General features: G+C 45.2%; 22 protein-coding genes. 10 read left to right on the plus strand and 12 right to left on the minus strand.

All coding sequences use genetic code 11. The annotated features are described in order from the left end of the window. Window positions 1–41: 41 nt before the first annotated feature. A complete protein-coding gene (rpmF, locus tag QUA97_RS13310; protein WP_194011875.1) occupies window positions 42–215 on the minus strand; it encodes a 50S ribosomal protein L32 in 174 nt (57 codons plus the stop codon). 263 nt (window positions 216–478) lie between these two features. After that, entirely contained in the window at window positions 479–955 is a 477-nt protein-coding gene (locus QUA97_RS13315; RefSeq protein ID WP_194066853.1) for a TM2 domain-containing protein, read from the minus strand. Window positions 956–1,353: 398 nt separating this feature from the next. Here QUA97_RS13315 and acsF point away from each other — a divergent pair, with 398 nt between their 5' ends. After that, on the plus strand, window positions 1,354–2,427 hold the full coding sequence (acsF, locus tag QUA97_RS13320; RefSeq protein WP_194066852.1) for a magnesium-protoporphyrin IX monomethyl ester (oxidative) cyclase: 1,074 nt from the start codon (window positions 1,354–1,356) through the stop codon (window positions 2,425–2,427). A 334-nt stretch (window positions 2,428–2,761) separates the two neighbouring features. Beyond that, window positions 2,762–4,276, plus strand: a complete 1,515-nt coding sequence (locus QUA97_RS13325) for a dolichyl-phosphate-mannose--protein mannosyltransferase (protein WP_194066851.1) — start codon at window positions 2,762–2,764, stop codon at window positions 4,274–4,276. A 268-nt stretch (window positions 4,277–4,544) separates the two neighbouring features. On the opposite strand, the gene trmB is transcribed toward QUA97_RS13325, so the two are convergent. From trmB to csaB, 3 genes are all read right to left on the minus strand, one after another. Beyond that, window positions 4,545–5,177, minus strand: coding sequence for a tRNA (guanosine(46)-N7)-methyltransferase TrmB (gene trmB, locus QUA97_RS13330; RefSeq protein ID WP_333194853.1), 633 nt, complete (start codon window positions 5,175–5,177; stop codon window positions 4,545–4,547). 122 nt (window positions 5,178–5,299) lie between these two features. After that, complete coding sequence (locus tag QUA97_RS13335) at window positions 5,300–6,031, minus strand: Uma2 family endonuclease (RefSeq protein WP_333194854.1); 732 nt, start codon at window positions 6,029–6,031, stop codon at window positions 5,300–5,302. Between the two features lie 13 nt (window positions 6,032–6,044). Then, entirely contained in the window at window positions 6,045–7,091 is a 1,047-nt protein-coding gene (gene csaB, locus QUA97_RS13340; RefSeq protein WP_333194855.1) for a polysaccharide pyruvyl transferase CsaB, read from the minus strand. A 267-nt stretch (window positions 7,092–7,358) separates the two neighbouring features. Between csaB and QUA97_RS13345 the strand changes: the two genes are divergently transcribed. The 3 genes from QUA97_RS13345 (at window position 7,359) to QUA97_RS13355 (ending at window position 12,245) form a co-directional block, all read left to right on the plus strand. Then, window positions 7,359–7,673 carry a DUF2499 domain-containing protein gene (locus QUA97_RS13345; protein ID WP_194066847.1) on the plus strand — a complete coding sequence of 105 codons (315 nt, stop codon included), beginning with the start codon at window positions 7,359–7,361 and terminating at the stop codon, window positions 7,671–7,673. Window positions 7,674–7,689: 16 nt separating this feature from the next. Further along, window positions 7,690–8,109: a lysozyme inhibitor LprI family protein gene (locus QUA97_RS13350; protein WP_194066846.1), complete on the plus strand. Its 420-nt coding sequence runs from the start codon at window positions 7,690–7,692 to the stop codon at window positions 8,107–8,109. Window positions 8,110–8,342: 233 nt separating this feature from the next. Continuing rightward, window positions 8,343–12,245 (plus strand): DNA polymerase III subunit alpha, encoded by a 3,903-nt coding sequence (locus QUA97_RS13355; RefSeq protein WP_333194856.1) that lies wholly within the window; start codon window positions 8,343–8,345, stop codon window positions 12,243–12,245. Here QUA97_RS13355 and QUA97_RS13360 read toward each other — a convergent pair. The 4 genes from QUA97_RS13360 to QUA97_RS13375 form a co-directional block, all read right to left on the minus strand. Continuing rightward, on the minus strand, window positions 12,222–14,273 hold the full coding sequence (locus tag QUA97_RS13360) for a WD40 repeat domain-containing serine/threonine-protein kinase (protein ID WP_333194857.1): 2,052 nt from the start codon (window positions 14,271–14,273) through the stop codon (window positions 12,222–12,224). The genes QUA97_RS13355 and QUA97_RS13360 overlap by 24 nt on opposite strands. Window positions 14,274–14,424: 151 nt before the next feature. Further along, entirely contained in the window at window positions 14,425–14,595 is a 171-nt protein-coding gene (locus QUA97_RS13365) for a hypothetical protein (RefSeq protein WP_194066843.1), read from the minus strand. Window positions 14,596–14,828: 233 nt separating this feature from the next. Next, window positions 14,829–15,176: a DUF3593 domain-containing protein gene (locus QUA97_RS13370; RefSeq protein ID WP_194011872.1), complete on the minus strand. Its 348-nt coding sequence runs from the start codon at window positions 15,174–15,176 to the stop codon at window positions 14,829–14,831. Window positions 15,177–15,815: 639 nt separating this feature from the next. Next, complete coding sequence (locus QUA97_RS13375; protein ID WP_333194858.1) at window positions 15,816–16,466, minus strand: ATP-binding protein; 651 nt, start codon at window positions 16,464–16,466, stop codon at window positions 15,816–15,818. A gap of 296 nt (window positions 16,467–16,762) precedes the next feature. On the opposite strand from QUA97_RS13375, the gene QUA97_RS13380 reads away from it, so the two are divergent. Continuing rightward, a complete protein-coding gene (locus tag QUA97_RS13380) occupies window positions 16,763–16,909 on the plus strand; it encodes a hypothetical protein (protein ID WP_194066841.1) in 147 nt (48 codons plus the stop codon). 437 nt (window positions 16,910–17,346) lie between these two features. Beyond that, on the plus strand, window positions 17,347–18,087 hold the full coding sequence (locus tag QUA97_RS13385) for a pentapeptide repeat-containing protein (protein ID WP_333194859.1): 741 nt from the start codon (window positions 17,347–17,349) through the stop codon (window positions 18,085–18,087). 215 nt (window positions 18,088–18,302) lie between these two features. On the opposite strand, the gene QUA97_RS13390 is transcribed toward QUA97_RS13385, so the two are convergent. Together QUA97_RS13390 and gatA are read right to left on the minus strand one after the other, a co-directional pair. Beyond that, a complete protein-coding gene (locus QUA97_RS13390) occupies window positions 18,303–19,217 on the minus strand; it encodes an alpha/beta hydrolase (RefSeq protein WP_333194860.1) in 915 nt (304 codons plus the stop codon). Between the two features lie 121 nt (window positions 19,218–19,338). After that, on the minus strand, window positions 19,339–20,799 hold the full coding sequence (gene gatA / locus QUA97_RS13395; RefSeq protein ID WP_194010601.1) for an Asp-tRNA(Asn)/Glu-tRNA(Gln) amidotransferase subunit GatA: 1,461 nt from the start codon (window positions 20,797–20,799) through the stop codon (window positions 19,339–19,341). A 218-nt stretch (window positions 20,800–21,017) separates the two neighbouring features. On the opposite strand from gatA, the gene QUA97_RS13400 reads away from it, so the two are divergent. The 3 genes from QUA97_RS13400 to QUA97_RS13410 all read left to right on the plus strand — a co-directional run bounded on the left by QUA97_RS13400 (window position 21,018) and on the right by QUA97_RS13410 (window position 24,348). Further along, on the plus strand, window positions 21,018–21,470 hold the full coding sequence (locus QUA97_RS13400) for a helix-turn-helix domain-containing protein (protein ID WP_194010600.1): 453 nt from the start codon (window positions 21,018–21,020) through the stop codon (window positions 21,468–21,470). A 351-nt stretch (window positions 21,471–21,821) separates the two neighbouring features. After that, the gene (locus QUA97_RS13405; RefSeq protein ID WP_333194861.1) at window positions 21,822–23,087 is read left to right on the plus strand and encodes a serine hydrolase; all 1,266 of its coding nucleotides are present in this window, start codon (window positions 21,822–21,824) and stop codon (window positions 23,085–23,087) included. A 436-nt stretch (window positions 23,088–23,523) separates the two neighbouring features. Beyond that, on the plus strand, window positions 23,524–24,348 hold the full coding sequence (locus QUA97_RS13410) for an alpha/beta fold hydrolase (RefSeq protein WP_333194874.1): 825 nt from the start codon (window positions 23,524–23,526) through the stop codon (window positions 24,346–24,348). A gap of 320 nt (window positions 24,349–24,668) precedes the next feature. Here the strand turns inward: QUA97_RS13410 and QUA97_RS13415 are convergent, their stop codons facing one another. After that, window positions 24,669–24,947, minus strand: a complete 279-nt coding sequence (locus QUA97_RS13415; RefSeq protein ID WP_333194862.1) for a DUF1816 domain-containing protein — start codon at window positions 24,945–24,947, stop codon at window positions 24,669–24,671. Window positions 24,948–25,426: the final 479 nt, after the last annotated feature.

Genomic DNA, 25,426 nt, shown 5'->3' on the forward strand with positions numbered 1-25,426 from the left:
TGCAAAATATCAGAAATGCCAGTTGTTAATTTTTAGTCGCTTTACTCTTCCTCCTCTTCTTCATTGCCGGGATACACGAAGCTGTTGGAACGTCCAGTCAGAACCGATTTGCCTAGGGACAGAGCTTTCTGAGCTGCCACAGTAGCTTTGCGCTTCCATGTGGCCTTACGCATATTCTTTTTGGATTTGGAGGTTTTCTTCTTAGGGACTGCCATGACGCTAAATACTTTGAGATTGTATAGACAAACAAACATTCTAGCCGATTTTGCCTTGCTCGCTTGCTCGACTCTGTGAGAACAAATGTTTCATTAGTAGGGTGCGTCAGCCGCTAGCTTCTCCAATAACACGCCAAATCCCCCGGCTGGCGCACTCGCAGCAGCCAAATTCCCGTAGGGTGCGTCAGCCGTTAGCTTCTCCAACAACACGCCAAATCCCCCTGCTGACGCTCCCTACATTTAAATCTCCGCCTGTTTGCTGCTTAGAGTTCGTGAAAGTGGTAGAGCACGACGCCAGTAACTGGGTCGTTCTCAATGCTCACATAACCGGTTTTGAGCATGGCGGTGAAAGCTTCTTCCACTTCGGCAAAAGTAGCGCCGGTTGCCATCACGCCTTGGGTAACAGATAATCGGCCGTTCTTGGTATAAGCTGCCTTCAGGAGTTTAATCCCTAACTGTTCGGGGGTTTGCTTGGTGTATGTCGAGGCGATCGCCCCGCTGGTGGAAGATAGCGGTATACCTTGGGGAGATACGCCGAGTTTGCCCCTGAGACTGGCATTGTGTTCGTCCACCATGTTCGGTAGCAGCAGCAAGTCAAACAATTGCCCGAACCCAAACAAGCCAAAGGTACACAGCCACAGCAAACCCGTGCCAATCTTGCCGTTGTAGAGACGGTGGAGTCCGAAGGGGCCGAAAAAACAAGCAGCCCATAACAGGTAACTAACACCTAAATTGCTCATTTTATGACCGTCCTGTCTGGTTATTCTAATAATTGGAGTCCCTTTATACATTTTGTACTTTCTATCTGGCGTTTGAACAGTTTGACACCAGCGGATATTTGTGCATTGTCCGAAGTTATGGGTTATTTACTACCAATTCCCCATGCTCCATGCCCCATGCTCCATGCCCCATGCTCCATGCCCATAAGTAATTGTGCGTAGCAATTCTTAACGCCAACAACATATTTTCGGGGTCGAGAACTTGGTACACTGGAGGGCGTGGAAATTACACCAGCTTTGAGTTGGATTCCACGCGGTTCGGGCTACCGGTGCTGGCCAAACTAACCGAGAGCGATCGACCTCACCCGCCCGACACCCGAAACAAGCAAGTTGTTATAAGCAAAAAATCCAATAAACATATGGTAGATTCTCTCAAAAAACCCGCTTTTGCTCAACAGCAAGAAGGGAAAACCCCAGCCAAAGAAACTATTCTCACGCCGAGATTTTACACAACAGACTTTGACGAGATGGCCAAAATGGACATCTCGGTAAATGAAGCCGAACTCGAAGCAATTATCAAAGAGTTCCGCGTTGACTACAACAAAACCCACTTCGTGCGGGATGCCGAGTTCGATCAATCTTGGGAACACATCGACGGCGAAAAGCGCAAGTTGTTCATTGAATTCCTCGAACGCTCTTGCACCGCTGAGTTTTCTGGCTTCTTGCTCTACAAAGAATTAGCACGCAAGCTCAAAGACAAAAATCCGGTACTCGCCGAAGGTTTCTTGCTGATGTCCCGCGATGAAGCGCGGCACGCCGGATTCTTGAATAAAGCGCTGTCGGACTTTGGTTTGTCCCTAGATTTGGGTTTCTTGACAAAGAGCCGCAGTTACACATTCTTTAAGCCGAAGTTTATTTTCTACGCCACTTACTTATCCGAAAAAATCGGTTATTGGCGCTACATCACGATTTACCAGCACTTGAAAGCGCATCCTGAAGACCAGATTTATCCAATTTTCCGATTCTTTGAAAATTGGTGCCAGGATGAAAACCGCCACGGAGATTTCTTCGATGCGGTGATGAGAGCTCAGCCTCAAATGCTGAACGATTGGCGCGCTAAGCTTTGGTGCCGTTTCTTCTTGCTGTCGGTATTCGCGACAATGTATCTCAATGATATCCAGCGCGCGGGTTTTTATCGATCGCTCGGACTCGATGCTCGCGAATACGACATTGAAGTGATCAAAAAAACCAACGAAACAGCAGGCCGCGTATTCCCCGTCATGCTAGACGTGAACAATCCTGAGTTTTACGAACGGTTGGATGTTTGTCTCCAAAACAATCAGCAGTTGACCGCAATTGTTGCTTCTGAAACTCCAAAATTCTTGCAATTCTTCCAAAAATTACCTCTGTATTTGTCGAACGGCTGGCAGTTGTTGAAACTGTATTTGATGAAGACGATCGAATCGCCTTCTGTTGAAGGTGCAGTGCGTTAGGTTTTGATTTTTCATCCTCTATTACGGCGGTTCTGCAGGAAGCGGAGCCGCTTTTTTTTGGTATGATGTGAAATTAGTTTAAATGGGCGATCGCATTTCAAATTCAACTCAGAAAATTGATGCAGCAGTTAATTGTGAGATGAAAAGTGAGTAATACGAGTACCGCAAGACGCACCTATTTTGAACTAGAAGATATTCAAAGGCAATGAAGAGAATGGCAGTAGAAACGTAAAAAAATATTTTTAGCAACTTGGTAATTTTTACGCTATTCTCAATTCTTAACTCAGTATTTTAAAATTAAGGTTCTCAAATCTACGATATTCCGGTGCACTTTATGAAACTCCACAAAAAACAATTCAACAGATCTACTTGGGTTTTTTACCTAGGAATGTTCGCCGTATTCCTCCTATCCTTAACTCTCCGATTTTGGCAATTAGAGCGATTTAACACTCTAGTATTTGACGAGGTTTATTACGCCAAATTTGCCAACGATTATCTCACCAGAACGCCTTTTTTCAACGCTCACCCGCCCCTAAGCCAGTATATAATTGCGATCGGAATTGCGATCGGCACTCACCTGCCCTTCGGAAAAACCGCCGTCAACGGCCTAACAGGCTCAATGCTTTCCCCTTGGGATTATCGCTGGCTAAATGCTCTCACAGGTTCCTTTATTCCCTTAGTTGTCGGAGCCCTCGCCTATCAGCTCCTTCGCCGCCGCACCTTTGCTTTTCTTGCGGCTTTATTTATCGCCTGCGACGGTTTATTTTTAGTTGAATCTCGCTACGCACTCAATAACATTTATCTAGTCTTATTCGGAATACTTGGTCAATTATTTCTGCTCAAAACCGTAGAAGCTGAAGGCAAAAAGCGCTTGCTTTGGCTAGTATTAGCTGGGATAGGATTCGGTGCATCTGCCGCTGTCAAATGGAACGGATTGTGGTTTTTGTTTGGGGCTTATCTCATTTTAATCTGCGCTTGGGCCGTGCGTTTAATTCAGGGAAACAGAGGAAATGAAGAACCAATCCGCGATATAAATTCTGCTCTGCTTCCGCCCGAAAGTCCAGTACAAAAATTGACAGAGCTAACTTTTGTGGAAGTATGCTGGAGTCTAGCTGTAATTCCTATTTTAGTTTACAGCATCTGCTGGATTCCTCACCTGCATCTGAATCCAACTCCCAATTTCTGGCAGATGCAAACGGAAATTTTGACTTATCACGAACGCATTAAAAGTGGCCCTAGCGTGCATCCTTACTGTTCCACTTGGTACAGTTGGCCTTTGATGCTCCGCCCCATAGTTTACTTCTACAAAACTGCTAGCAACAATGCACAACCAGATCCGGTTTTGCCACCTTTACCCAGCGGTGCAACTGAGACGATTTTTGACGTTCACGCGATGGGAAATCCTTTCCTTTGGTGGTTTTCCACTTTAGCTTTAATATTAGTAGCAGGAGTTTTAATTCACCGGATTGTGGTGTGGTTTCAAACGCGCCAAGTGGCTTCTGTTGACAGCCTCGAACAGCAGCAGCCGATTTTGTTTCCGCCGACGGCCCAAATGTGGATGGTGTTATATTTGATAGTTAATTGGGCTGCTAATTTGCTGCCTTGGATGAAGGTGAGTCGCTGCGTATTTTTGTATCATTATATGGGCTGTTCTGTGTTTGGAGCCTTAACACTTGCTTGGTGGGTTGACAGGTGGCTGCACAGCCCTCAAACTCGACTCCGAGGGATGGGGGTAACAATTATTTTTCTGGTTTTGGCTGCTTTTATTTTCTGGATGCCTATCTATTTGGGACTACCTTTGTCGCAGTGGGAATGGAATCTTCGGATGTGGCTTCGTTCTTGGGTTTAAGTTAGAAATAATTCCTTTATAAACGGGCCGAATATCCCGTTCCACCAGAAAATTAAGTTGTGTGGAACAGGCCGGAAAGCCTGTTCCTAACAAAGGTCTAAGATGTAAGTTATAACATTTATAACGGTTCTCAAGCTTGGTGAGGTATGCGGCATTTTTGCACTCCTGCCTATGCCCTATCCCCTATCCCCTATCCCCTATCCCCACGAGAGCACCTCATGTTACTGAGAAAGGCTATATAACAAAGGTGAGTTTGCAAAAGCGAGCATTATTTTTGATACAGTGCTCGATAAACTGGTTCGCCTCGTTTTTGAGTAGCAATTTCTCTTTCCGTAGCAACGGGTAGGGGATTTTCTGCTAGCCATTCCCCGCCATTTTGACGCTGAAAACTGGGATGAGATGAAAAGCGATCGCACATTTCGACTTCTACTTCCTCAATATCCGATTGAATAAACACTTCACCGCCAACAGCCAGATAAGTAGCCAACTCGCTGACTAATTCCTGCTGTACTACCCGCCGTTTGTGGTGCTTTTTCTTGAACCACGGATCGGGAAATTGAATGCTGACTCGCTGCAAAATACCAGCGGACAAAGTTTCTAAAATTGGCTTCAGGGAACTATTCGCATTGCAAAATAAATAGTGCAAATTTGTCAAGCCTTTTTCATCGCGCCACAGATTCGCCTCATCTACCAGAGGTTCCCGAATTTCTAATCCGAGAAAATTCCAATCTGTTTGGATTTGCGCCATATGCCACAAAAACCTTCCTCTACCGCAGCCGATATCTAGATGCAGCGGTAAATTTAAGTCGGCATAGATTTTAGTCCAATCTGGGGGACTTGCGGATGCTTGATATCTAATTGATAGGGGATTGACGTGTTCCCGAACTCTAACTCTTGCCAATTTTGCTGTCTCCTGAATGTGATTTTTAATTGCCGATCGAGGCAGATTAACGCGGATTAACGCAGATGAATTTAGAAATAAAAAATCCTAACACTACGATTTTTTATTTCTAAATTATTGTATTATGATTCTGGTTCTATTCCTGCTGCTCTTAATTGCGCGGCTAGTCGATCGGCCCGCTGTTGAACATTTGCTTTTTCCTGCCTTTCTCTTTCTACCATTTCTGCTCCCCACAATAACATCTGTCCGCTTTCATCCCACCACCGCAACCAATATCCGGTTCTTTCGGCTTTTGTTCCTTGCCAAAAACCTAGAAATAACCCAACTCCGGCAATCCAATAATGATTGTTTAGATCGGGTTGCTGTACTTGATACTTTCCTGATGAATCCAACTGGTAGATTTCTAGCAATCCAGTAGCAGGTTCAAAAATTGCATAGATTGGTACTCGCAATACTTGTTCGTAAAAATACCATTTGCCGGGGGGATAAGTTGGTTTGCTAGAGTATTCGTCCCAGGGAGTAGCTGACAAAAACTCCATCACGATCGCCGGAATGTCTCCTTCTAAGTTGGGAGTGTAACTGCGGCGAATTTCTTTACTCTCAAGCGTTTGTACGTTGCGGGCATAAAACCAATCTGGAGCTTTGATAACTAGCTTGCTATCTACTGTCGCACAAATTCCCATGTTGGGGGCAACTAATATTCCTGTTACAATTAGCCCTGGGATTTCTAAGATTTCGCGCAAGGCCGCAGCGAGCAAGGGTTGGTCGATATTTTCCACAGGTTCCTCGTCTAAAATGAAGTCTTCTGGCAATTTTTCCCAGGTAATTTTTAAGTCGGCTGTACTGGCTGTCACGGTATTTTACCTCTTACTGAGACTGCTGGAGTGCGGTTTGCAATACTTGCTGGTGAAAGAGCGATCGCCCTACAATAAATTTTATCCTTTCTGGCGATAGTGCGTCGCCGTTGGCGTAGTGTTCGATCCAGGTTTTGCTGATTAAATAGGGATCTTCGGGCAATTCTGATAATACATATCCCGGCATTTCTAACTCATCCATCAATTGAGTTACTTTGGGATCGTAGCTGAGGGCAAAACAGCGGCATTCTTCCGATGCTGCCATAATTAAACTGTGGTAGCGCATCCCGATCGCCATTTCGACTCCCCGGAATAGTCCTTTCAATTTTCTCGGATCGTCTAAACTAAGTATCTCACTTCGTTTCGGCAGGGCTTCGTGCAAATGCTTGGCAATTTCTAAGTCGCGAGATGCTTGAAAAGGTAGCAGTAAAATTAAGGTTCTGGTTGCTTTTTGAAAGTCAACTAAAGCTTGAGTTAGAATTGACAATCTGGCGGGAGTTAATGTAGGATGGGAGCGCAAACAAACTGCAACTCTGGGCGCTGGTAAATTCCATAAACCGGAGACGGGGGAATTTTCTAAAGCCCACACGGGATCGGGCGCTAAAGTGAACGGAATTTGCCAATCTGCAAGTAAGGTAGCTGAGCCTTTATCCCGCACGCTGACGGCGGTGCATCCAGCAAAACACCGCTGAGATAATTTGCGGGTAATCTCTCGATTTAAAGGCCCAATTCCCTGGGCCCAAGCAACTGTTTTTAAGCCCATTTGTTGCGCTAGTCCCATCAAACCCCCATAATAGAAAGGGCTGACAATGCTGGTAGCGTCTTGGATCAAACTGCCGCCTCCCCAGATTAGCGCGTCGGAGGTGCGGAGTGCTTCGAGAACTTGAAACGCATTCATACGATCGCGCGCAGCTACCCCGTACCGCTGATTTGTCTCGACAGGATTGCCAGACAGGACGATCGGCGTCACCCCATCTGGTAACATTTGCAGTAGCGATGCCAACAGCGCCTCGTCGCCACCGTTGCCTTTACCGTAATAGCCGCACAAAATTGCTCGCATTTCTACTCTTGGTTTATAATGGGGAATCTAAGTATTACAATATCTAATTGTTGCGGTCGATCCGTAAAATATTTTAACAGTTAACAGTCAACAGTTAACAGTCAGCAGTCAACAGTCAACAGTTAACAGTCAACAGTCAACAGTTAACAGTCAACAGTTAACAGTCAACAGTCAGCAGTCAACAGTTAACAGTTAACAGTTAACAGTCTTAAACAAATAAATACATATTTTATCTTCCCCGTTCTCTGTTATTTTAGAATACAAAAAATGCACGTTTTGTCAATTCCCACCTGGATTATTCACATCTCTAGCGTCGTCGAGTGGATTGCGGCCATCTGGTTAATTTGGACTTACGGCGAAGTCACTCAAAACCGAGCTTGGTGGGCCCTTTCCGCCGGAATGCTGCCCGCCCTAGTCAGCGCCATGTGTGCTTGCACTTGGCACTATTTTGACAACTCCCCAGCCCTAGAATGGATCGTTACCCTGCAAGCGGCGATGACTCTCATCGGCAATTTTACTCTGTGGGCGGCGGCTTGGTGGATTTGGCGATCGGCTCAACCAGTAGAGAAAATTCAAGATTAAAAGAGGTGTCAAGTCAATGAAAAATAGCACTTTTTGGGCAACATTTACAACAATTTCCCTCGTATTAGCAGGCGGATTATTGCAGGAGAGCAAAGCCAGCAATAATTTCCAGGAAGTCGCCCAACAGCCTAACTGTAAAAGTCCTCAAACCACGCTAGACATGAATATGTGTTCTAGTCAAGAGTTCAAAGCAGCAGACACCAAGCTCAATCAATTATATCAGCAACTTCGGGCTAAACTCAACAGCAAACAGCAGCAAAGATTGACGGTTGCACAGCGTAGTTGGCTCAAGTTTCGCGATGAAACTTGCAGCTATGAAGCCGGACACTTTGAAGGCGGTACTTTGGCGGCTCCTGTATACATTTCTTGCAGAGCAAAAGTTACACAGCAGCGCGTTAAAGATTTAGAAGATTATTTGAAACAAGCAAATTTGTAAGCAAATCTACAGAATTAGCTATTAAATTACCGACTTCTTCTGTGAGATGTTGCACCTGTGGTAAAAATCGGTTTTTTGACATAAAATATAGCATTCAAACCTATATATTTCGTTCAAAAAACCAGTTTTTGTACGTTGCCGATGCTGTAAAATAAAAAATCAATTTATCTTTCTCAACGGCAATAGTGTACAATCGAAAGTCTAAAAACTAAAAGCTAAAATCTCAAATCGCCATGTCCTTCGTTGGTTTGCACATTCACAGCGATTACAGCCTCCTAGATGGCGCTTCTCAGCTACAGCAGCTCGCCGAACGGGCGGTGGAATTAGGGATGCCCGCGATCGCCCTTACGGACCACGGAGTGATGTACGGCGCGATCGAACTCATCAAAGTTTGCCGAAATAAAAACATCAAGCCCATAATTGGCAACGAAATGTACGTCGTCAACGGCGACATCGAAGTCAAAGTTAGAGGTAGAAGAAAATACCATCAAGTTGTCTTAGCCAAAAATACCCAAGGCTATAAAAACCTCGTCAAACTCACCACAATTTCTCACTTACAGGGAATGCCAGAACGAGGTATTTTTGCCCGCCCCTGCATCAACAAAGACCTGCTCAAACAATACTCCGAAGGTTTAATTGTCACCAGTGCTTGTTTGGGTGGCGAAGTTCCCCAAATGATTCTCCAAAACAAGCTAGATACAGCGCGCGAAGTTGCCAAATGGTATAAAGAAGTATTTGGGGATGACTACTATATAGAAATTCAAGACCACGGTTCCCAAGAAGACCGGATGGTAAATGTGGAAATCGTCAAAATTGCCCGCGAATTCAATATAAAAATAATCGCCACTAACGATTCTCACTATATTTCTTGTAACGACGTAGAAGCCCACGATGCTTTGCTGTGCATCAACACCAACAAACTGATTGAAGAAGACAAGCGGATGCGCTACAGCGGTACAGAATATCTTAAGTCCGCTGACGAGATGGCGCAACTGTTTCGAGACCATTTGGACGACGAAACCATCAAAGAGGCGATCGAAACTACCCTAGAAGTAGCAAACAAAGTATCAAGATACGAGCTAACAGGAGAAGCTCGGATTCCCACAATTCCAATTCCCCCAGAACATACCGCCGATACCTATGTAGAAGAAATATCTTGGCTAGGACTATTAGAACGCCTCAAAAGCCGCACCAAAAACGAAATCCCCCCAGTCTACAAACAAAGACTAGAATATGAGCTAAAAATGATTCAGCAGATGGGTTTCTCTGAATATTTTTTAGTAGTTTGGGACTACATGAAATATGCTAGAGATAACAATATTCCCGTCGGGCCAGGACGTGGTTCTGCGGCAGGTTCTTTAGTTGCTTACGTCCTCAACATTACCAACATAGACCCCGTACACCACGGATTGCTGTTCGAGAGATTTCTCAATCCCGAACGTAAATCTATGCCAGATATCGATAGCGATTTTTGCATAGAAAGACGCGACGATATGATTAAATATGTTACGGAAAAATATGGCACAGACCGCGTAGCACAAATTATTACTTTCAACAGAATGACATCAAAAGCTGTCTTGAAAGATGTTGCTAGAGTGCTAGGAATTCCCTACAAAAAAGCCGACGAAATGGCAAAAATGATTCCCGTGTCGCGGGGGAAACCGGAAAAACTCAAAGTGATGATTTCCGAGGGAACACCGGCACAGGATTTTAAAGACAACTACGAAAATACAATTTGCATAAATGCAGAAACTGGCACCGAAGTTCCAGTGCGTCAGTGGATTGACATGGCAATTCGCATTGAAGGAACTAACAAAACCTATGGCGTTCACGCGGCCGGTGTGGTCATTTCTTCCCAACCCCTTGATGAAATTGTACCATTGCAAAAAAATGACAATGGTGCTGTGATTACCCAATATTTCATGGAAGACTTGGAATTTTTGGGGTTGCTGAAGATGGATTTTCTGGGACTTAAAAATTTAACAACTCTCCAAAAAACAGTCGAGTATGTTAAGCAAACGCAAGATATAATTATCGATGCCGAAGCCTTACCTTCTGATATTGAACGCAGAGCTCAAGAGACATTTACTAGGAACAACAAGTTACCAGGTGATGTAGCAAAAACTTATCAACTCTTAGAAAAAGGAGATTTGGAAGGTATTTTTCAGCTAGAATCTTCTGGGATGCTGGATGTAGTAAAAAAAATTAAACCTTCCTGTCTGGATGATATTTCTTCTATTCTGGCGCTTTATCGTCCCGGCCCGCTGGATGCTGGTTTGATTCCACAATTTATCGATCGCAAACACGGTAGAGAGGTGGTTAAATATGACCATCCGTTGTTAGAACCAATTTTAAAAGAAACCTATGGAACGCTTTGTTTCCAAGAGCAAATTATGCGGATGGCTCAAGATTTGGCGGGCTATTCTTTAGGTCAAGCTGACTTGCTGCGCCGCGCAATGGGCAAGAAGAAGGCTGATGAAATGCAGAAGCAAAAGGAAACATTTATTGATGGGGCAACTAAGAATGGTGTCACTCAAAGAGTTGCCGAAGAGTTGTTCGGACAAATGCTACAATTCGCAGAATATTGCTTTAATAAATCCCATTCAATGGCCTATGCCTATATCACTTACCAAACTGCTTATTTAAAGGCAAATTTTCCTGTAGAATACATGGCTGCACTGCTGACTGCTAATAGCGGCGATCAGGAGAAGGTACAGAGATATATTGCTAATTGTCTCAAGCTGAAGATTGACGTTGAGCCACCTGATATTAATAGCTCTGAACTTATTTTTACGCCGCTTCCTATAGAGATGACAAAGGCCGAAAGACATAAAATTTTGTTTGGAATTTCGGCGGTTAAAAATGTGGGTGAGGGGGCTATTGAAAATATTTTGGAGGCGCGCCAAGAAGGGGGTAAGTTTAAGTCGCTGCCGGATTTGTGCGATCGCGTAAATCTACATTCTGTCAACCGCCGCGCCCTAGAAGCCTTAATTCAGTGTGGTGCTTTTGACAAAATCGATCCCAACCGCCAGCAATTGGTAAACGACCTCGAAGGGGTGATGAAATGGGCTCAAGACCGCAAGAAAGACCGGGAAAGTGGTCAAGGTAATCTGTTTGACTTGTTAGGTGGGAATAGCTTTGGGAACTCGGCGAATAAATTTGAGTCTGCACCAAAATCAAAGACTGTCAAAGATTTTGATACACAGGAAAAATTGCGTTTAGAAAAAGAATTGCTGGGTTTTTATGTATCAGAACATCCCCTCAAGTTTCTGCTTGAATCTAATCAAGATCCAGATGTTGTGACTCTGGCAGAGTTGGCGGAGAAAAAAGGGAAAGTTTCGGTTATTGTAACGATCAACGCTATCAAACTTGTAGTGACAAAAAAGGGCGATGCGATGGCAATTTTGCAATTAGAAGATTTGACTAATCAAATCAAAGCTGTTGTATTTCCCAAGGCTTACGAACAAGTGAAACCTTACATTGTAGATAATGCGATTTTGCTAATTGGTGGAAAAATAGAGAAAGATGGCGAAGAAATTCAGATAATTGTAGACACTGCAAAGCCTGTAGAAAATTCACAAGTTGCAGAGGAGATCGAGGTAGCCCAACCGGAAATACAAAATTCTTGGGCGAGGGAATCGGAAACACAAAGTTCTTGGGCGGCGCAACCGGAAAGACAAAATTATTTGGCGACGGAACCGGTTAACTTTGCCCGATCGACAAAACCTGTGGAAGTTATAGAAATGGTGATTGTCAAGTTTACACCGCAGCAAGTACAAGATGCAGAAAAACTCAATTATCTCAAAGCTCTTTTGGAAGAACTTTCCGATCGCCGAGAGGATGCTAGGGCTTCTGTGGGCGGAATTGTTGTGGGTAAATATTGCTGTCAGCCGCTTCGGATTAACCCTAAGTTATGGGTACAAGATGGCGGTGGTGCTGTTAGCCGCCTCAAGTCTGCGGGATTTGATGCTTGGGTTTTTCCTCTCGACAATCGCGGGGATGCTGCGGTGTTTCGAGAAGTGCGATCGCAAGTTAACATACATTCTTGGGCCAGTCGTTTACTTGACGCGGATGCCGATCGCATTTCTCAGTATCTCAACTATCTCGCCCAACTAAACAAACGCCCGCCAAACTAACACCTCGTAGCCATCCCCACCGGTGACTAAAGTTTGACCGTCAGGACTAAAAGCCACCGGATTACACCCAACCAGACTGCACAAACATACCCCTGTTTGCAAGTTCCACAGTTTAACCGTACCATCTCGGCCGCCGCTAGCCACAATAGAGCGATCGGGACTAATCGCCACCGAAATAATTGCGTCAGAATGCCCGTTCAAAGTATTAATTAATTCCCCTGTATCGACATTCCACAATTTTAGCGTAGCGTCCGCACTACCGCTGACAATCGTCTTGCCATCTTGACTAAAGGCGATCGCATAAACCCAATCCGAATGACCCACAAAAGTCCGTACACTCTCCGCAATACCTACACGCCAAATCTTAATAGTTTTGTCCGCACTACCGCTCGCCAGAATCATACTTTGAGGGCGGAAACTCACAGATAAAACCTTGTCAGAATGTCCCGAAAGTTTTTGCACCAAGGCTCCGTTGTGCTGGTTCCACAGTTTAATACTCTTGTCGCCGCTAGCACTCGCAATTGCGCCTCCATCACAGCTAAAAGCCACCGAATACACCGAGCCGTACCGGTGACTGTAGGGCGAACCGTAATCGCTGTAAAACTCGCGAATCATCGCCTTTTTATCCAGCTTCCACTCAATAACTTTTCTGTCAAAACTGCCACTAACCAGCATTCTTCCGTCCGGGCTGATAGCCACAGCATCAACCGTTGCAGAATGGCCGAAAAAAGTATGAATTAATTCACCTGTGTGCAGGTTCCACAGCTTAATTGTTTTATCGTCGCTGGCGCTAGCAATAATATTGCCTTGAGGATTAATTACAACAGCATTAACCGAGCCTGAATGACCGCGAAGAATGCAGGCGCAGCGCCAGTTACGAGACAATAATTTCTGGTTGCTAGGGGAAGCAGTTGCAACGTGAATCTTGTGGATCGGCGCGACAGAGACAGCGGTCGATCTATTTTGCTGCAAGTTAGTTACTGCCGAATTGATAGCTATTTTGGGTCGATAATTATAAGCGATTTGAGAGCGGGGATATTGCCCAAAATGTACTAGGTCTTGCAGCACTTCAGCAGCGGATTGATATCGCTCTCTTACTGAATCTTTGAGCAATTTGTTTAAAATACTTGTTAATTTTTTGCTGACTTTGATGCCTTTTTGCGCTAAGTGCGATCGCCAAATCCATTTGCATTCCAAAGCATCAAACAAATCATTCAGCACCGCCCCAGTCAGCAGATGAATGCACGTAACGCCCAAACTGTAAAGGTCGCTCGCCGGATAAGCCTTGCCGCTGCGAATTTGTTCGATCGGCGCATAGCCAGCAGTTCCAGTTATCGTACCAGTTTTCGCCTCAGAAATGACGCTAATCTGCTTAGCCACCCCAAAATCTACCAGCACAAACTGACCACCCCTCGCCGCACCCTGTACAGCAGCAGATTCAGGCATAATTATCCCTTTTTTTCCTTTCGCTGCAGTCGAGTTGCAATATCGGGCAGCCCTGAGATTTTGGGGATTTCTCCGCAGAATATTTTCCGGCTTAATATCCCGATGAATCACCTGCTGCTCGTGAACAAACTGCAAAACAGGCAACAAATTAATCAACAATTCCCAAATCTGTTCCTCACTAAAAGCTCCCCGCTGCTGCAACTCCTGAAATAAATTATTTCCCTCAATTAACTCTTCCACAAGATACAGATGTGTTCCTTGTTCAAGAGAAGCCAACAAACTTGGAATTTGTGGGTGTTCTCCGAGTTCGTACAGCCGCTGAGCTTCTTGTTTAAACAGTGCAGTTGCCTTTTCTAACTCTGCCTTTTCTTGAACCTGCGGAAAAAATTGTTTGATGGCGCAGCGAGTTTTTAACCTATCTTCATCGACAGCTAAAAAAGTTCTGCCAAATGTTCCTTCACCGATAGGTTGAAGGGCGCGGTAACGCTCTTTCAGCAGCAATTTTGAGCCGCACGCCAGACAAAACTTACTTGAGTCAGGATTTTGCGGCTTCTGGCAATGGGGATTGAGGCAATAGCTCATCTTTTTTCCTGCCTGGAGAGTCCCACCACGGCTAAACTTAGCAAATATGGTAGTCTGTTTCAACTCATGGCGCGAGATTAAAGTCAATCGGACCTGACTAATCGGGTTAATCGACCCAAAATCTAGCTCGCATCTCAGGTTGAGTCAGTGACTAGAAGTGCTTGAGGTGAGTTTTTATATATTCTAATACTTTCCTAAAATTTTGCAGGGCAAACCGATCGCCAACACAAACATCTGTGTTTTGCATTTGAGCGAGCACCTCAATAGCTCGCGTATTGTACAACTCGCTCTGAGAGACAGCACTATATATAGCCTTTTTCACTCTCGATGAGGTACAGGTTCAGATTTTAGATTCTTCGACTTCGCAAGCGAACAAGTTTTAGATTTTAGATTTTAGATTGAGGAATTGAGGAATTGAGAGAGTGATAAGTGCTATAGAAGTTTCCCCAAAGAATGCAGCGGCAGAATAACTTCCTAACCCTTAATTCATCAGCCCTTCGCAATTCTTCAATCTCAAAATTGTACCATCGCGAAGTCGAAGGATCTAAAATGGTATTAACCGCAACTATTTTCTCCCTCTACAATAGACTCTTGCTTTTCGCTCTCATTCTGTGAAGATGCTTTTGCTTTAATCACCGCTTCCCGAAAGCCTAAAACCAGTAAAATATTGGCAAGTGTCAAGAATAATTCCGCAGAACCGTGCAGCCAATCGACATTTGCTAGTGACTCGTTGTAGGCAACTTTTGCATAAATTGCGGCGGGAATAGTCACAGCCACAAAAACCAGAGTCCCGTAAAACCCTATCAAAGCTAAGCGAGGTGTTTTTCCCGAGCGAGTCAAAAACCAGAGAAATCCCAAGTAGGGAAATAGAGACAGTACAAATAAAGTTTCTTTGGAAATCATTAGTAATTGTTCGTTCAGTTGAATATTGATAGTTTATATCATGTACCGTCGCGCAATCAACAAAGTTCGTAATGCGGACACCATGACGCACTACGAACCGTTTTTATTGTGGTAATCGACCGGATACGATCTGACAGATGAGGGCGACTTACCTGGAATGCAGAGAATGGTCGCAATCAATAGTGTTTTTTAAATTTATCCCTAAAAGGGAGAGGCTTTCAATCAATTATTTTTTGTCATGAGCCAGATATTGCGATCGAATTAAAAAATATTCACAATAATTTTTAATTTTTCATCTTTAACTTGACCAGCCCCAAAACCGATACCGTGCTGCATAGGACGGTCGTGAATCTTCCCAAATTTTAGACTCAAGTTCCCGACTGGGTGATTCGCGGCGCTGCAAGTAAATCTCTCATTCTTCAATTCTTTAATCTCAAATATACTGACATATCGACCCGTTGCTCTAGAACTGCTACAGACTCACCCAAGCTCCTAGCTGAAAACCAAAGTTGCAGCAGGTCGTCAGTATTCAAGACCCTTCACCTACGCGAAGACAAAACCCGTAACTCTTCCCCTGACACCGTTTTTAGCATAACACATCTTCAATTGTTCCAATCTTTTAATTGTCCCTCTACCCCACTACCCAGCAATTAAAAGCCGATACATATCCAAACTTTTTGCTCTGCTAGGAATCAAGCAAAGATAGTTCAAAACTTCTAAATCGAAGCTTGGTTTTCTATCTGCTGCAATAATTTCCTTGAGCTTAGCATCAAAATCAAAACTCGGGCCGCAATCCCAAACTTTGAGTTCCAAGTGTCCGTCAAACACGGTAATTTCTAGTTGAACGGGAGTTTCTACTGGCAGATTTTTGTGAGCGTGGCGAACTGCATTAATAAAACCTTCAGCTAAAGCTAACTGAAGCTGGAACCAAACTTCATTGGGTAGCGATAAATCTTTTAATTGCTCAAACCAATCCATAACTATAGTTAAAGCATTGACATCTGTGTTGACTTGCAGGCTCATGTTTTGAACAGAAGTTTCGTAAAGCTCTGCTTCCTGGTCTGTTTCATTCTGCCAATCCCATCTATTTAATAAATTCATTAATCCATCTAAAGCTTTAGAATTTTTTTTATTTGGCTCTTTATTGCGACCTTCTACTTCGTAACTTTTGCTGAGTGACAAACAATTTTGACCGTCGAGAGTCCGGGTGTAGCTTAACTCGTCTGCAATCTGCCACATCAGTTTGATGCCTCTGCCACTTTCGGCCAGTTCGTCTATGTTGTTCAACATTTATTTTCCCTGTGTAAAAGTATTAATTTTTAGCGATTTTCAGACCGGGTGAGCCAAGTTGTTGTATTTTATACTTGCTTGCTCGGTATTATTTCGCGCTCACACCAGAATGCTATCTTTTTTATAGAACGTAAGGCATCAGCAATATGTCTTAAGAGTCTAAGCCAATTGGCTTATTTACCGATCGCCTGTACGGAGAAAATTCGCCCCCCTGAGCAAAATCTTGCTGCCGCGAGTACCAATATTTATGCAATGCCCCCCGCCAGCTATTTGTCCCAGCCGTCGCCAGCTCAAAAATGCAACGCATTCAGCGCCCGCACAGCTACGCTCCTGTGGAAGTTGCAAGGGAGTGTAGCTGTGCGCGAGCTCATCCTAAAAGCCTAGGTAATATCCGCAAGTGCGATCGCGCCGACCAATCTTACACCGTCAGCGCACTAGACTAGGACTGGCACCAACAACCCGGCTTCTGTGAGAAATATTGGGTTTGACAGCGCCGAATCAACCGATAAACCCTATTTTTAGCCCGCGCGTCATTCTAGCAGACGACTCGGCGCGCGATCTCCAAGACTTACCAGACTTGGGCCAAGCCAAAGATAGTCTGTTATGTTCGAGAGAGAAAGAGATGAGCTGTTGTGCATCCCAATTGTGTATGGTGATTGAGGGAGAGAGGGGCTTGCTTCGGCTTGCTTCGGCTCCCTTCGGCTTCGCGAGCGGGTAAAGACGGGGAGAAGGGGATAGGGAGAAAAGATTTTTGATCGATCGTCGAAATATACAATGTTTATTTGCACAACAGCTTAGAAGGTGAAAGACGGAAAAAGAAAAAGGATTTTACAACGTTTGATTGGGAATTGAAATATACAATTTAAATGCGCTACACCTTATGACCAAAATCAAACTGACAATTCTAGCAGCTATATTACTACTTCCATTTTGTGCAGCCGTTCCCTTACAAGCTCAAAATCTGTCTTTAGTCAAGCGGCTGCTAGCAACCAGAGGATGTCCCGGATGCGACTTATTTGGTGCTTCCTTGAGTCGTGCAGATTTGTTCGGCGCTTCCTTGAGCCGTGCCACTCTCAGCAGGGCCGACTTAGTTGATGCCGACTTAACTGCGGCTGATTTAATTGAAGCTAATTTAAACAACGCCAACATGAGAAATGCCTTTTTGGCCTACGCTGACCTCAGCAAAGCCGACATGAGCAGGGCCGACATCAGGGGAGCAAGCTTAGAAAATGCCAACCTTAGCAATAGTTCTATTCAAGAAGCATCCCTGATGATGGCTAACTTAAAATGCAGTAATTTGAGCGCCGCTAAACTAAGTCGAACAGACTTGAGAAATGCTGATTTAAGTGGTGCAAATCTCAGCGGTGCCAACCTCCAAGAAGCCGATTTAAGTGGTGCAAATCTCAGCGGTGCTGACCTCAGAGCCGCCGATTTAACTGATGCGAGATTGAACAAAACTAATCTCACAGATGCCAATCTTTGCGGTGCCAAGATGCCGAATCGAAAAACCTCTCGGAAAGGCTGCGAAATTAATCAACCACAACCGATTATTACAAATAATTACTGTAATTACTGCTATCCTATCAAGGATTGGTGGCTGAATGTTTTAAGGTTGAATTAAGCGGTAGAATCTCTAGATATTCCTTTTTCCTGATTGGCGATCGCGCTTGAAAACCTAACAACCTGGTTTCTTGCTATATTTCTCGTTACCAAACCTAAAATTATAAGACACCCGGTTTCTCACCCCCCATGCGTCGCTAACTATTACCAACTCAACTGGTGCGCCGCGCATACCCTACAATAACTAGAATCACTGTTAGCGCCAACAACTTTTATCTATTTTGGAATATCCCAAAATTGGCTTAATCTTTGCAGATATTCTGCGCCGCCGATTTCTGCAACATTATTGTGACCTCCACCAGGAACCATGTAAAGCTGTTTGGGCTCTGGTGCTGCATCAAACAGTTTTTTGCTCATTGGGGATGGAACTACAGTATCGGCAGTCCCGTGAATAAATAGCACCGGCATTTGCAGGCGATCGACTTTTGATAGAGAATCAAACCGCTGAGTCAGCAAAAAATCGATCGGAAACATCCAAAACAGCCCTTGTCGGAAATCCACCATTTCCCGCACCGAAGTAAAAGAGCTCTCCACAATTAACCCCGCCGCCTCCGGGTGGCGCACTGCCAGATCGATCGCAATTGCCCCTCCCAAAGAATGCCCGTAGATATAAATTTGATTCGGGTGAATCCCGCGCTGTTTCACCAAATAATCCCAAGCAAATTCAGTATCCTCATACACCCCAGATTCGCTCGGAAAATCGCCCTGGCTTTTTCCGTAACCGCGATAATCTATCAAAAATACCGAAAAACCTAAGCGATGAAATCGATTAGCGTGTTCGACATTTGCTCCCACATTTGAACCGTTACCGTGCAGGTACAAAACTACCGATGGGTTAACCCGAGCGGCTTCTCTTACTTCCCCCCGAACCTTGCGGGGGTTTTTCGAGGCAGGAATCCACCACCCGTGCACGGTTTCCACCGCACCTGTTTTAGTAGGAATTGGCAGCAAAACATCTTGATATTTCAACTGCCAATCATCTGGCGTAGTTTCGATCGCCCGCGCTGGAACAAAGATAAACTTACCTTGCGCGGCCCATAGAAACAGACAAACAGCAGAATAAGCGATCGCCAAAACTGTCCCAAAAGTTATTAGCGATTTAGACAATAGCAATACCAGAAAATTGTTCATAGAAAATAGGGCACGCTGGAAATTAGAGATCGGTCAACAGCTAAGGGCGAATGATTAATTCAAACAATTAGCCAAGATCGATTACTAACTTCCACCGTCCAGTTCCGCCAAGTTTGAAAAATTAATCCAAATCAGGGCGGTGCAAGTGCCAATTCGTAGACTGTTCGTAAGCATGAGCTACTTGAAACAACCGAGATTCTTGCAAAACATTACCAATCAGTTGTATGCCCACCGGCAGTCCTTTATCATCAAATCCGCAGGGCAAACTCAAAGCTGGCAAACCAGCCAGATTCACCGGAATAGTCATCAAATCTGACAAATACATACTCAGGGGATCGTTGAATTTTTCCCCGGCCTTAAAGGCCGTAGTCGGAGCAGTGGGACAGACCAAAACATCAACTTGAGAAAAAGCTTTTTCAAAGTCTTCTTTAATCAAAGTCCGAACTTTTTGAGCTTTGAGATAATAGGCGTCGTAATATCCAGCCGACAGCACGTAAGTGCCGATCGCAATCCGGCGTTTAACTTCCGCACCGAACCCTTGAGAGCGAGTTTTGGCATACATATCCAAAAGATTGTCGGCATCGGGCGATCGGAAACCGTATTTTACTCCATCATACCGCGCCAAATTTGCCGAAGCTTCCGAGGGAGCAATAATGTAGTAAGTGGGTAAACCGTAGCGGAAGCGGGGACAAGAAACGACTTGAATTTCTGCGCCCAATTGTTGAAATTGCTCGATCGCCTTAGTAACAGCGTCTTTAACCCCAGAGTCCAGCCCTACACCAAAAGTTTCTTTAATTACACCAATTCTAATCTGACCCTTCGGTCGCAAACTGGGTCTTAAAGCTTGAGCGTAGTCAGGAATTGGGACATTAAGACTCGTGGAATCTCTCGGATCGTAACCAGCGACGGCCCCCAACAAAATCGCCGCATCCTCAACAGTCCGACCAAAGGGCCCGATTTGATCCAGAGAAGAAGCATAGGCCACCAAACCGTAACGAGAAACCAACCCATAGGTCGGTTTCAGCCCCACCAAGCCACAAAAAGCAGCAGGTTGGCGGATCGAACCCCCAGTATCCGAACCCAAGCTCGCGACGCATTCTCCGGCGGCTACCGCTGCGGCAGAACCGCCAGAAGACCCTCCGGGTACGCGCTCCAAGTCCCAAGGATTCGCGGTAACTTGATAGGCAGAAGTTTCCGTCGAGCTCCCCATTGCAAACTCGTCCATATTCGCCTTACCCACAATCACCGCACCGGCGGCTTTGAGTTTGGAGACGACGGTTGCATCGTAGGGAGGCACAAAATTCTCCAAAATCCGAGAGGCGCAGGTTGTGGGAACGCCATCGGTACACATATTGTCTTTAACGGCGATCGGGATGCCGGCCAAGGGCCCAATTTCCTCACCGGCGGCGATTTGGGCATCCACTTTGTGGGCCTGGGCCATTGCGCTGTCTGCCGTCACGCACAGAAAGCTTTTCAACTTCGGCTCTAGCTGGGTAATTCGGTCTAATGTTTCTTGAGTAATTTCCACAGCAGAGCGTTCTTTATTGACCAGTTGTCGGTGCAACTCGCGGATGGATGCCATGCTCGTACCTTTATCATTTCTACTTTCGGCCACTTAGTCAATATAGCTGGCAATTGCACCTGGTTACAGCCCTTCCTCAACAGCGTCTATCTGCGCGCATCTACAGTCAAAAACAGCCACCTATTTGCCACCACGATCCCCAGGAAAAAAATTTCATCCGGAATTGTCCCCAAAACTAGAGATATATGCTAAGAAGTTCCCGATGCCCCGTTGGAGGAATGCCACCTAAAGCTCACCTAGAATCTCACCTGACGGCAGAGGAACTCAAACTTCGCTACCGGCAGGCACAAAACACCACAGAGTCCCGCCGCTGGCACTTGCTGCTGCTAGTTTCCCGAAATTGGACTATCAAAGAAGCAGCCCAAGTCGTAGGTCTCAACTACGACTACGCCAAAGAAATTGTCCAGCGCTACAACCGAGAAGGGCCTACCTCTGTGAGAAACCGCAGCGGAGACCGCAAGCCCCCTCCTGCAAAATCCTTGCTGAGTCCAGAACAGCAAGAAGAACTGCGACAAGCGCTGCAAGGCCCTGCCCCCGATGGCGGAGACTGGACAGGGCCTAAAGTAGCTCTCTGGATTGCCGAAAAGATCGGTATCGATCGTGTCTGGCCCCAACGCGGCTGGGATTACCTCAAGCGGTTGGGTGTTGACTGGCGGCGGCGCAAAAAGTAGATTGTTCGCAATATTTTAGAGGGAGTCGATCGCCATTGAGTGCGATCGATTCCCTTTATTTTGGCAGAAGTCATTAGTCAGCAGTCATTAGTCATTAGTCATTAGTCATTAGTCATTAGGCATTGGGCATCGGGCATTGGTCAAAAGAACAGGTGCGCCGCTCGATCGATTGTTGCTCTTTGTTGAGGATTGTCGATGTATCCGCACCCTACGGCTAAAATCCCAAATCCCAAATCTAAAATCTAAAATCGTTTGACTCTTGTAACAATAGCTGCTTAGATTGAATTTGGTTGTGTTGAGGATGTCGAATATATGCGAGGAATCGGGCGTTTTTTGTCGATCGCAAACAAGATGGCGGCAGTAGTCGCTGGCATCGGACTGGTTCAGGTGTTAACCATCGCCAGTTCATTCTCTCAATCATCTAACCCGCGTTCCCTAGACGAACTCTACAAAATTCGCGATCGGCTCGTCACCGAATTAGAACAACCAGCCTCTCCCTCCCCAGAACCAACCCTGCTTTCCGGCTTAATTCCCCTCGGCGGCAATCCCCAAGAAAAACTGATACAACAGTTGCAAGCGGTAGATGTTCAAATATTAGTAGAACAGAGAGCTAACGACAATTTGCAGCAAGCAGTCCGCTTAGCCAACCGAGCCGTAGAAACTGGAAAACAGCAAAATCAGTCGATCGAATCTTCGCAACAAACTCAATTTTTGTGGCACCAGGCCCTCAACAACTTGCAGGAAGTTCCCCAAAATTCCTTTTTAGCTCCTTTCAAAGCATCAAAAGCTCAAGAATACCGGGAAAACTTCACAGCAGCCACCTCTCAAGTGCGGCAAGCAAAATCAGATTTTTTGGCTGAGGTGGCTCGCGAAAGCGGTTTGTCCGATCGAGCTTCGATCGGCATTTGCCACCTGTCGAGAGAGTGCGTCAACCTGCGGGGCGATGTGCCTCCTGCCAGCCCGGCCAGCTTAATTAAACTGCCGATTGCTGTCGCCTTGATGCAAAAAGTCGAACAAGAAAAAATTAGTCTAAACCAGGAAGTATTCGTCAATCGGGGCAACTTCACCGAAGACTCATCGACGAAGATTGTGTCCGCTAAAAATTACCCGTTGAAGACACTGTTAGAAGAAATGATCGATCGCAGCAGCAATACTGCTACCAATCAACTAATCGATTATGTCGGTTCCGATTACATCAATCAATTCTTGGAAAATCGCGGCTACCAAGTCACCCGCGTCAACTTCAAATTAATGGGGGAAAAAATTATGCCAGCCAACCCCGGTTCCGGCCCAAACCGCTTGACGGCTAACGAACTCACCGAAATGATGGTGCAAATTTACAACGGCGAAACACCCGGTGCTAAACTATTAGTAGAAACTCTCAACGGCCAGTACGATCGCGCTTTGGGATTTGCCGCCTTGGAAGGAACTAAAGTTCAGTGGTTGGGCGAAAAAACTGGCGAAAATTCCCTGGTGCTAGGCACAACTTTAGCGATGAATATTGACGGCGAAGCCTACGTGATGACTGTGATAGACAGTCGCAGCAGCGGCGATTTACAAATCCGCAACTCTATTTCTAAAATTGCCGATTATATTAGCAAAAATCCCAGTTTTTAACCACTCTGGAGCTAGGTTCACAATACGAATTTGGTTCAAGCATCAATCCTGGACGCTGCTAAAAGCTCATCCCACAAATCCTGCTTTTGATTGCTATAGCAACCGCCAACACGATCGAGAAGTTCCTTCTTCCCTCTTCTCTCTTCCTGATGACGTTGTACGGAAAGCTCGGAGGCGACAGCAAAACATGACTGATGACTGATGACTAATGACGTTGTAGGGAAAGCAGTTGTCAGTTGTCAGTTGTTACCAACAACAAAAAACAAAAAATAAAAAACAAATAACAAAAAATAAAAAACAAATAACTAATAACTAATAACTAATGACTAATGACTAATGACTAATGACTAATAACTAATGACTAATGACTAATGACTAATGACTAATGACTAATGACTAATGACTAATGACTAATGACTTCTTCCTTCTCTTAAAAATGCCGCATCAAAAACTCAGTGTTTCTGTCAAAGGCGAAGGATTTCCTATTCTTTGCTTGCACGGACATCCCGGTTCCGGCGATTGTATGTCAGTGTTTACAGAACACCTCTCAAAGCGCTTTCGGACGATCGCCCCAGACTTGCGCGGCTACGGCAACAGCCGCACCTCCAATCCCTTTGAAATGACCGACCACCTCCTCGATTTAGAAGCACTTTTAGACCGATTGGGAGTCGATCGGTGTTTGGTTGTCGGATGGTCTTTGGGAGGGATTTTAGCCCTGGAATTAGCGATGAAATATCCCCAGCGAGTCACGGGTTTGATTGTGCTGGCATCCGCTGCCAAACCGCGAGGTAGTCACCCTCCGATCTCTTGGCAAGATAACCTTTACACCGGTTTAGCCGGAATCATCAATTGGGTGATTCCCGGTTGGCAGTGGAATATTGATACTTTTGGCAGGCGATCGCTCTTTCGCTACTTGATCCAGCAGCATACAGCCACGCCTTACCGCTACTTGGCACGGGCAGGTACTCCCGCCTATCTCCAGACTTCCGGCGCGGCTACAAAGGCTTTAAATACCGCTCTCAGAGCCGGATACGATCGACTGCAGCATCTCGGCGACATTCAATGTCCCTGCTTGGTGCTGGCTGCTGAGGGCGATCGGCACATTACCTCCGCATCCAGTTTAGAAACAGCCCGCCACCTCCGCGATTGTCAGTGGAAGTGTTATCGGGATACAGCCCATTTGTTTCCTTGGGAAATTCCCGATCGGGTAATCGCAGACATCGATCGCTGGATTGAGAGTAACCCCCAAGCACTTAGCTAAAGTTCTGAACTTATATCATGTCCAGTCGATCGCCATCACAAAAACACCGCGAACCAATTTTATCGCTGTCAATCGACATGATATCAATTCCGGTTGCACTCTTTATGATGTTAACTGTTAACAGTCAACAGTCAACAGTCAACAGTCAACGCCTGAATTTACTATTCCGATGAAGAGAGGATTTGATATGACACGATATTATCTCTATCGTTTGCGTTTGTATCTGAATTAAAAAGTGCGATCGCCGAATCGCACTGTGGTATAATTCCGATGTTACCGGAACTTAATTTACAACTCACGCACTCAAAATTTCCCTGCCGCTACTGACCGCTCAAAACAGGCCACAGCCCTCCATCACCAAACTTTCCCAAATCATCTGCCACCGTCAAAGTAACAGGTTTGCAGCGTTGAATCGAAACACTAACACCTTCTGCACCTTCATTTTCTATGTCTTCTACATATCCTGCTTTTGCAGATTCCGCCTCTTGAGTGCTCAAGAAGGGGCCAAAATAGTAAATGCACCGCGGCGTTGAAGTTTTAACTTCAACCCACCAAGCCAATCCGAAAACATTGAGCAAGCTAATCAAGAATTCTTTCATCTGCTTTTTTAATTTATTTAACGGTGTTTTCAGGGTGCAGCAGGCAACGCCCGCGCTTTTGTTATTTACAAGGGGAAGTGACACTGCTACCAAGAATTTATCCAAACCTATTTGGAGCTGATATCTAAATAGATTGGTGTCGAATTCCTGTTTAAACCAAGGGAGAAAGTTCCTTTTACTTTCGCCTTCAACCTGTCCCTAACTCAGGCAGCTCTATTATTACTTGTTCAAAGTGTGATACCGCTCAATTTTTGGCGGTATTCACACATTATGGCATCGCCCTAGCTGCTGACAAACCGGGAATCACCAAAGTGCGTTCTCATCCATCAGAGTTATCTGTTGTTTATTCAGCTTTAATTCTAATTGAATTCCAGACATGGTGTTTTCCCAGATGACATTCTACGGGCATTGTGCTAGTAAGGTGTAAGTAGCTGCTGAGACCGATCGCCCCGATTGAGCTACTTACATCAATTACTCTG

Origin of the sequence: Microcoleus sp. CZ3-B2 (assembly GCF_036705055.1) — a bacterium.
In the GTDB taxonomy this organism is placed as follows: Bacteria; Cyanobacteriota; Cyanobacteriia; order Cyanobacteriales; family Microcoleaceae; genus Microcoleus.